We start from the raw sequence: 5,808 nt of genomic DNA on the forward strand, positions 1-5,808 counted from the left end.
CTTCCACGGGCATCAGGAAGGCGCCGTCGATGGCGCGCTCGGGCGTGGGGATGTAGCTGTCCAGCGCTTCGGCCAGCTTCATGATGGCGCCTTCGCCCAGCTCGCCCTTGTCGCCTTCGAGCGCCTTCAGAGCGGAGCCCTTGATGATGGGGATGTCGTCGCCGGGGAAGTCGTACTTGGAGAGCAGCTCGCGCACTTCCATCTCGACGAGTTCGAGCAGCTCGGCATCGTCCACCATGTCGCACTTGTTCATGAAGACGATGATGTAGGGCACGCCGACCTGACGCGCCAGCAGGATGTGCTCGCGGGTCTGGGGCATGGGGCCGTCGGCGGCGGAGACGACCAGGATGGCGCCGTCCATCTGGGCGGCACCGGTGATCATGTTCTTGACGTAGTCGGCGTGGCCGGGGCAGTCGACGTGCGCGTAGTGGCGGTTGGCGGTCTCGTACTCGACGTGCGCGGTGTTGATGGTGATGCCGCGTGCCTTCTCTTCGGGCGCCGCGTCGATCTGGTCATAGGCCTTGGCCTGGCCGCCGTACTTGGCCGCCAGCACCGTCGTGATCGCCGCCGTCAGCGTCGTCTTGCCATGGTCCACGTGACCAATCGTGCCCACGTTGACGTGCGGCTTGGTCCGCTCGAATTTTTCCTTTGCCATCGTTACAGCTCCGAATGGATGTTTGCCGAACTCACTCACACGCCCCGACGTGGGGCCAGGACAACAGCGTTGGTGCCCATGGGCAGGATCGAACTGCCGACCTCTCCCTTACCAAGGGAGTGCTCTACCACTGAGCCACATGGGCCTGCGACCGCCTTGCGGCCGTCGCAACAAATCGTTCACCAAGTCCAGCACCGGCGCTGCATTGGAGCGGGAGACGGGAATCGAACCCGCGTCATCAGCTTGGAAGGCTGAGGTTCTACCATTGAACTACTCCCGCGTCGAACCCCGCCTGATTCGGACGCGGGCCGTCACTGCCTTCTCTCTTGCCAACACAACCGGTATCGCTGGTGGAGGGGGTTGGATTCGAACCAACGTAGGCGTAAGCCAACAGATTTACAGTCTGCCCCCTTTAGCCACTCGGGCACCCCTCCGGCGAGAGCCCCAGATTATGCCACGATTTGCGGCGCGTTTTCGACCCCCGGGGAAAATTGTTGCAGCACCGCGGCGCACCAGTGCGCGATGCGGCCGGCGGTGTCGGCGCCGGCGCGGATGCTGTTGATGGAGCGCTGGCTCAGGTGGCGCTCGCAGGCGATGTCGGCCGTCAGTCGCCCCGCGTCGCGCAACGCGCGCACGGCGGCATGGGCCTGCGCCCCGCAGGCCACCACCCAGCGCAGGCCGGCCAGCTCGGCGGCCAGGCGCTCCAGATTGGCCGGCTGCAGCACTTCGGCCACCGTGGGCACCGAGCGGCCGGTGAGCGCCGGGTATTCGACCTGCGGCCACGCATTGGTGACGACATAGTCGGCCCGGTGCGGGGACGCAAACCGCACCGCATCCCGGCGATGCAACTCGGCCAGCGCGCGCGCCAGGTTGGCCCCGGTGCCCGCGGCGCAGGGGTAGCCGCGCTGCGCCTCGAAGCGGCCCGGGCAGATGAAGACGAAACCGGTGATGGCACCAGGACAGGGCTGGTGGTGGGCCGTGAGGCCTGGCACGGCCGCCAGCGGCGCCACTGGCGCCGTCCCGCTCATGCGCCGAACAGCGCGGCCAGCGCCGCGCCGGGGTCGTCGGCGCGCATGAACGCCTCGCCGACCAGGAAAGCCGGCACGCCGGCGTCGCGCAGGCGGCGCACGTCGTCGCGCGTGGCGATGCCGCTTTCGGCCACCAGCAGCCGCCCCGGCTCCAGCCGCGGCAGCAGGTCCAGCGTCGTCTGCAGCGAGACCTGGAAGGTGCGCAGGTCGCGGTTGTTGACGCCGATGAGCGGCGTGCGCAGGCGCTGCGCGCGCTCCAGCTCCGCGGCGTCGTGCACCTCCACCAGCACCGCCATGCCCAGTTCCTGCGCGATGGCCTCGAAGTCGGCCATCTGCGCGTCGTCCAGGCAGGCTGCGATCAGCAGGATGGCGTCGGCGCCGAGCGCACGCGCCTCCCACACCTGGTAGGGATCGACGAGGAAGTCCTTGCGCAGCGCCGGTAATGGTGCGGCCGTGCGCGCCTGGCGCAGATAGTCCGGGTGGCCCTGGAAGTACGGCACGTCGGTCAGCACCGACAGGCAGGCCGCGCCGTGGCGCGCGTAGCTGGCGGCAATCGCCGCCGGGTCGAAGTCGGCGCGCAGCACGCCCTTGGAGGGGCTGGCTTTCTTGACTTCGGCGATGACGGCGGCGCGCCCGGCAGCCTGCGCGGTGCGCAGCGCGCCGGCAAAGTCGCGCGGCAGGTCGTCGCGCAGGCTCGCTTCGGCCTGCGCGCGCACGGTCGCAAGCGGTGCGCGCGCGGACGCGGCGGCCACCTCCTCGCGCTTGGTGGCGCAAATGCGCTGCAGGATGTCGCTCATGCGGCCGCCTCCGCGCCCAGCCGGTGCGCGGCCGTGACGAATTGCTCCAGCTTGGCCTTGGCCGCGCCGCTGGCCAGCGCCTCGCGGGCGCGGGCGATGCCGGCTTCGATGGAATCGGCCACATTGGCGGCGTACAGCGCCACGCCGGCGTTGAGGACGACGATATCGGCCGCCGGGCCGCCTTGACCGTCGAGCACGGCCAGCAGCAGGGCGCGCGATTCCTCGGGCGTGCTCACCTGGAAGGCCCGGTGGCTGGCCATGGCCAGCCCAAAGTCCTCGGGGTGGATGTCGTATTCGATGATCTCGCCGTCCTTGAGCTCGCCGACCATGGTCGCGGCGCCCAGGCTGACCTCGTCCATGCCGTCTTTGCCATAAACGACCAGCGCGTGCTGGGTGCCCAGGCGCTGCAGCGCCCGCACTTGGATGCCGACCAGATCGGCGTGGAAGACCCCCATCAGGATGTTGGGCGCGCCGGCCGGGTTGGTCAGCGGGCCGAGGATGTTGAAGAGGGTTTTGACACCCATCTCGCGCCGCACGGGGGCGACGTTCTTCATGGCCGGGTGGTGGTTGGGCGCGAACATGAAGCCGATGCCGACCTCGCGGATGCACTGCGCGATGGCGGCCGGCGGCAGGTTGATATTGACGCCCAGACTTTCCAGCACGTCGGCGCTGCCGGACTTGCTGCTGACGCTGCGCCCGCCGTGCTTGCTGACCTTGGCGCCCGCCGCGGCCGCGACGAACATGGCGCAGGTGGAGATGTTGAAGGTGTGCGCGCCGTCACCGCCGGTGCCGACGATGTCGACCAGGTGGGTGGTGTCCTCGACATGGACCTTGGTGGAAAACTCCCGCATCACCTGGGCGGCGGCGGTGATCTCGCCAATGGTTTCCTTCTTGACGCGCAAACCGGTGATGATCGCGGCGGTCATCAGCGGGGAGATCTCGCCGCTCATGATCAGCCGCATCAGGTGCAGCATCTCGTCGTGGAAGATCTCGCGGTGCTCGATGGTGCGCTGCAGCGCCTCCTGCGGCGTGATGACGTGTCGGTGGGGCATGGGGGTCTCCTGGAGGAGGGATCGGCGAAGGGGGGTCAGGGGGACTGCAGGAAATTGCGCAACAGCGCGTGGCCGTGCTCGGTCAGGATGCTTTCGGGGTGGAACTGCACGCCCTGCACTGGCAGCTCGCGGTGGCGCACGCCCATGATCTCGCCGTCGTCGCACCAGGCGGTGATGGCCAGTTCCGGCGGCAGCGTGGCGCGCTCGATGGCCAGCGAGTGGTAGCGGTTGACGGTGAACTGGCGCGGCAGGCCGGCAAACACCCCCTCCTGCGTGGTGGTGATGAGGCTGGTTTTGCCGTGCATCAGCTCGCGTGCGCGCACGATGCGCCCACCGAACGCCGCGCCGATGCTCTGGTGCCCCAGGCACACGCCCAGGATCGGCACGCGGCCGGCAAAGTGGCGGATCGCCGCCACGGAGATGCCGGCCTCGGCCGGCGAGCACGGACCGGGCGAGATGACCAGCCGGTCCGGCGCGCGCTCGGCGATGCCCTCCAGCGTGATCTCGTCGTTGCGGAACACCGCCACCTCGGCGCCCAGCTCGCCGAAGTACTGCACCAGGTTGTAGGTGAACGAGTCGTAGTTGTCCACCATCAGCAGCTTGATGCGGCTCATTCCAGCCCCTCCTCGACCAGTTCGCTGGCGCGCAACAGGGCGCGGGCCTTGTGTTCGGTTTCCTTCCACTCCAGCTCCGGCACGGAGTCGGCCACCACACCGGCGGCAGCCTGTACATAGAGCGTGCCGTCGTGCACGACACCGGTACGGATGGCGATGGCCAGGTCCATGTCGCCCGCCCAGCTCAGGTAGCCGACCGCGCCGCCGTAGATGCCGCGCTTGGTCGGCTCCAGCCGGTCGATCAGCTCCATGGCGTGCACCTTGGGCGCGCCGGTGAGCGTGCCGGCCGGGAAGGTGGCGCGCAGCACGTCCATGCTGGTCAGGCCCGGGCGCAGCAGCCCCTCGACATTGCTGACGATGTGCATGACGTGGCTGTAGCGCTCCACCGCGAAGGCCTCGGTCACCTTGACGGTGCCGATCTGCGCGATGCGGCCGATGTCGTTGCGCGCCAGATCGATCAGCATCACATGCTCGGCGCGCTCTTTGGGGTCGGCCAGCAGGTCCTGCTCGGCGGCCTTGTCCTTCTCGGGTGTGGCGCCGCGCGGCCGCGTGCCGGCCAGGGGCCGGATGGTCACCTTCACCCCTTCGTCGGTGCGCTCCTGGCGCACCAGGATTTCGGGCGAGGCGCCCACCACATGCAGGTCGCTGCCGCGCGCATCGGCCCCGGCCAGGTTGTAGTAGTACATGTAGGGGCTGGGGTTGAGCGAGCGCAGCGCGCGGTACAGGCTTAGCGGGCTGTGCCGGTAGGGCTTGTGGATGCGCTGGCCGATCACGATCTGCATGAAATCGCCCTGCTGGATCAGGGCCTTGGCCTCGTCGACGGCCGCCAAGAAATCGGCTTGGCCGCGCTCGCGCTGCTCGGGGTAGGCGTCGCCGGCCTTGACGGACGGGGCGCTGACCGAGTAGCGCAGGCGGTCCTTGAGCTCGCGCAGGCGGCGCTTGGCGCTGGCGTAGGCCTCGGGCTGGGCGGGATCGGCATAGACGATCAGATACAGCTTGCCCGAGAGGTTGTCGATGACGGCCAGCTCCTCGGTCTGCAGCAACAGGATGTCGGGCAGATCGAGCGGATCCGGCGGGCAGGTACCGGCGAGCTTGCGCTCGATGTGGCGCACGGTGTCGTAGCCGAAATAGCCCGCCAGCCCGCCGCAAAACCGCGGCAGCCCGGGGCTGAGCGCCACGCGAAAGCGCTGCTGGTAGGCGGCGATGGCATCCAGCGGGTTGCCGCCCAGTGTCTCGACGACGGTGCCGTCGCGCACGACCTCGGTCCGCGCGGCTTCGCCGAAGCCGTAGGCACGCAGCCAGGTGCGTGCCGGCAGGCCGATGAAGCTGTAGCGGCCGAAGCGCTCGCCGCCGACGACGGACTCCAGCAAAAAGCTGTTGCGGCCGCCGTGGGTGGCGTGGGCCAGCTTGAGGTAGAGGGACAGGGGGGTTTCCAGATCGGCGAAGGCTTCGGCGATCAGCGGGATGCGGTTGTAGCCTTCGGCGGCGAGGCTGCGGAATTCCAGTTCGGTGATCACGGCAACGGGGCTCCTGGCGGGGCGGGGACGGCGGGGCAGACATGGGCGAGACGGACCAGGGTACCAAGAGTGAGGGCAACCGCGCATCATAGAACGCGGGTCCGCCCGGTGCCTTTGATACACTCACCGCCATGTTCGCTGTCCG

The 5,808-nt window shown here is 68.9% G+C and carries 6 protein-coding genes and 3 tRNA genes; all 9 read right to left on the reverse strand.

What is annotated here, in order from left to right; translation table 11 throughout:
* A partial coding sequence (locus Tfont_RS14125) for a GTP-binding protein (protein ID WP_143968582.1) occupies nucleotides 1-655 on the reverse strand: 655 nt, incomplete at its 3' end.
* A gap of 70 nt (nucleotides 656-725) precedes the next feature.
* A tRNA-Thr gene (locus Tfont_RS14130) sits at nucleotides 726-800 on the reverse strand.
* Between the two features lie 61 nt (nucleotides 801-861).
* Nucleotides 862-935, reverse strand: a tRNA-Gly gene (locus Tfont_RS14135).
* A 68-nt stretch (nucleotides 936-1,003) separates the two neighbouring features.
* A tRNA-Tyr gene (locus Tfont_RS14140) sits at nucleotides 1,004-1,089 on the reverse strand.
* 15 nt (nucleotides 1,090-1,104) lie between these two features.
* Nucleotides 1,105-1,683 carry a hypothetical protein gene (locus Tfont_RS14145; RefSeq protein ID WP_143969911.1) on the reverse strand — a complete coding sequence of 193 codons (579 nt, stop codon included), beginning with the start codon at nucleotides 1,681-1,683 and terminating at the stop codon, nucleotides 1,105-1,107.
* Nucleotides 1,680-2,480: an indole-3-glycerol phosphate synthase TrpC gene (trpC, locus tag Tfont_RS14150; RefSeq protein ID WP_143969912.1), complete on the reverse strand. Its 801-nt coding sequence runs from the start codon at nucleotides 2,478-2,480 to the stop codon at nucleotides 1,680-1,682. Before trpC ends, Tfont_RS14145 begins: the two co-directional genes overlap by 4 nt.
* Nucleotides 2,477-3,532, reverse strand: a complete 1,056-nt coding sequence (gene trpD, locus Tfont_RS14155) for an anthranilate phosphoribosyltransferase (protein ID WP_143969913.1) — start codon at nucleotides 3,530-3,532, stop codon at nucleotides 2,477-2,479. The genes trpC and trpD overlap by 4 nt, the downstream gene beginning before the upstream one ends.
* 35 nt (nucleotides 3,533-3,567) lie before the next feature.
* Nucleotides 3,568-4,146: an aminodeoxychorismate/anthranilate synthase component II gene (locus Tfont_RS14160; protein ID WP_143969914.1), complete on the reverse strand. Its 579-nt coding sequence runs from the start codon at nucleotides 4,144-4,146 to the stop codon at nucleotides 3,568-3,570.
* A complete protein-coding gene (locus Tfont_RS14165; RefSeq protein ID WP_143969915.1) occupies nucleotides 4,143-5,663 on the reverse strand; it encodes an anthranilate synthase component I family protein in 1,521 nt (506 codons plus the stop codon). Before Tfont_RS14165 ends, Tfont_RS14160 begins: the two co-directional genes overlap by 4 nt.
* Nucleotides 5,664-5,808: the final 145 nt, after the last annotated feature.

Source organism: Tepidimonas fonticaldi (genome assembly GCF_007556755.1).
Lineage (GTDB): Bacteria > Pseudomonadota > Gammaproteobacteria > Burkholderiales > Burkholderiaceae_C > Tepidimonas > Tepidimonas fonticaldi.

Coding starts and splice junctions, on each gene's coding strand:
- Tfont_RS14145 (WP_143969911.1), bottom strand. CDS start 1,683: ATGAGCGGGACGGCGCCAGTGGCGCCGCTGGCGGCCGTGCCAGGCCTC.
- trpC (WP_143969912.1), bottom strand. CDS start 2,480: ATGAGCGACATCCTGCAGCGCATTTGCGCCACCAAGCGCGAGGAGGTG.
- trpD (WP_143969913.1), bottom strand. CDS start 3,532: ATGCCCCACCGACACGTCATCACGCCGCAGGAGGCGCTGCAGCGCACC.
- Tfont_RS14160 (WP_143969914.1), bottom strand. CDS start 4,146: ATGAGCCGCATCAAGCTGCTGATGGTGGACAACTACGACTCGTTCACC.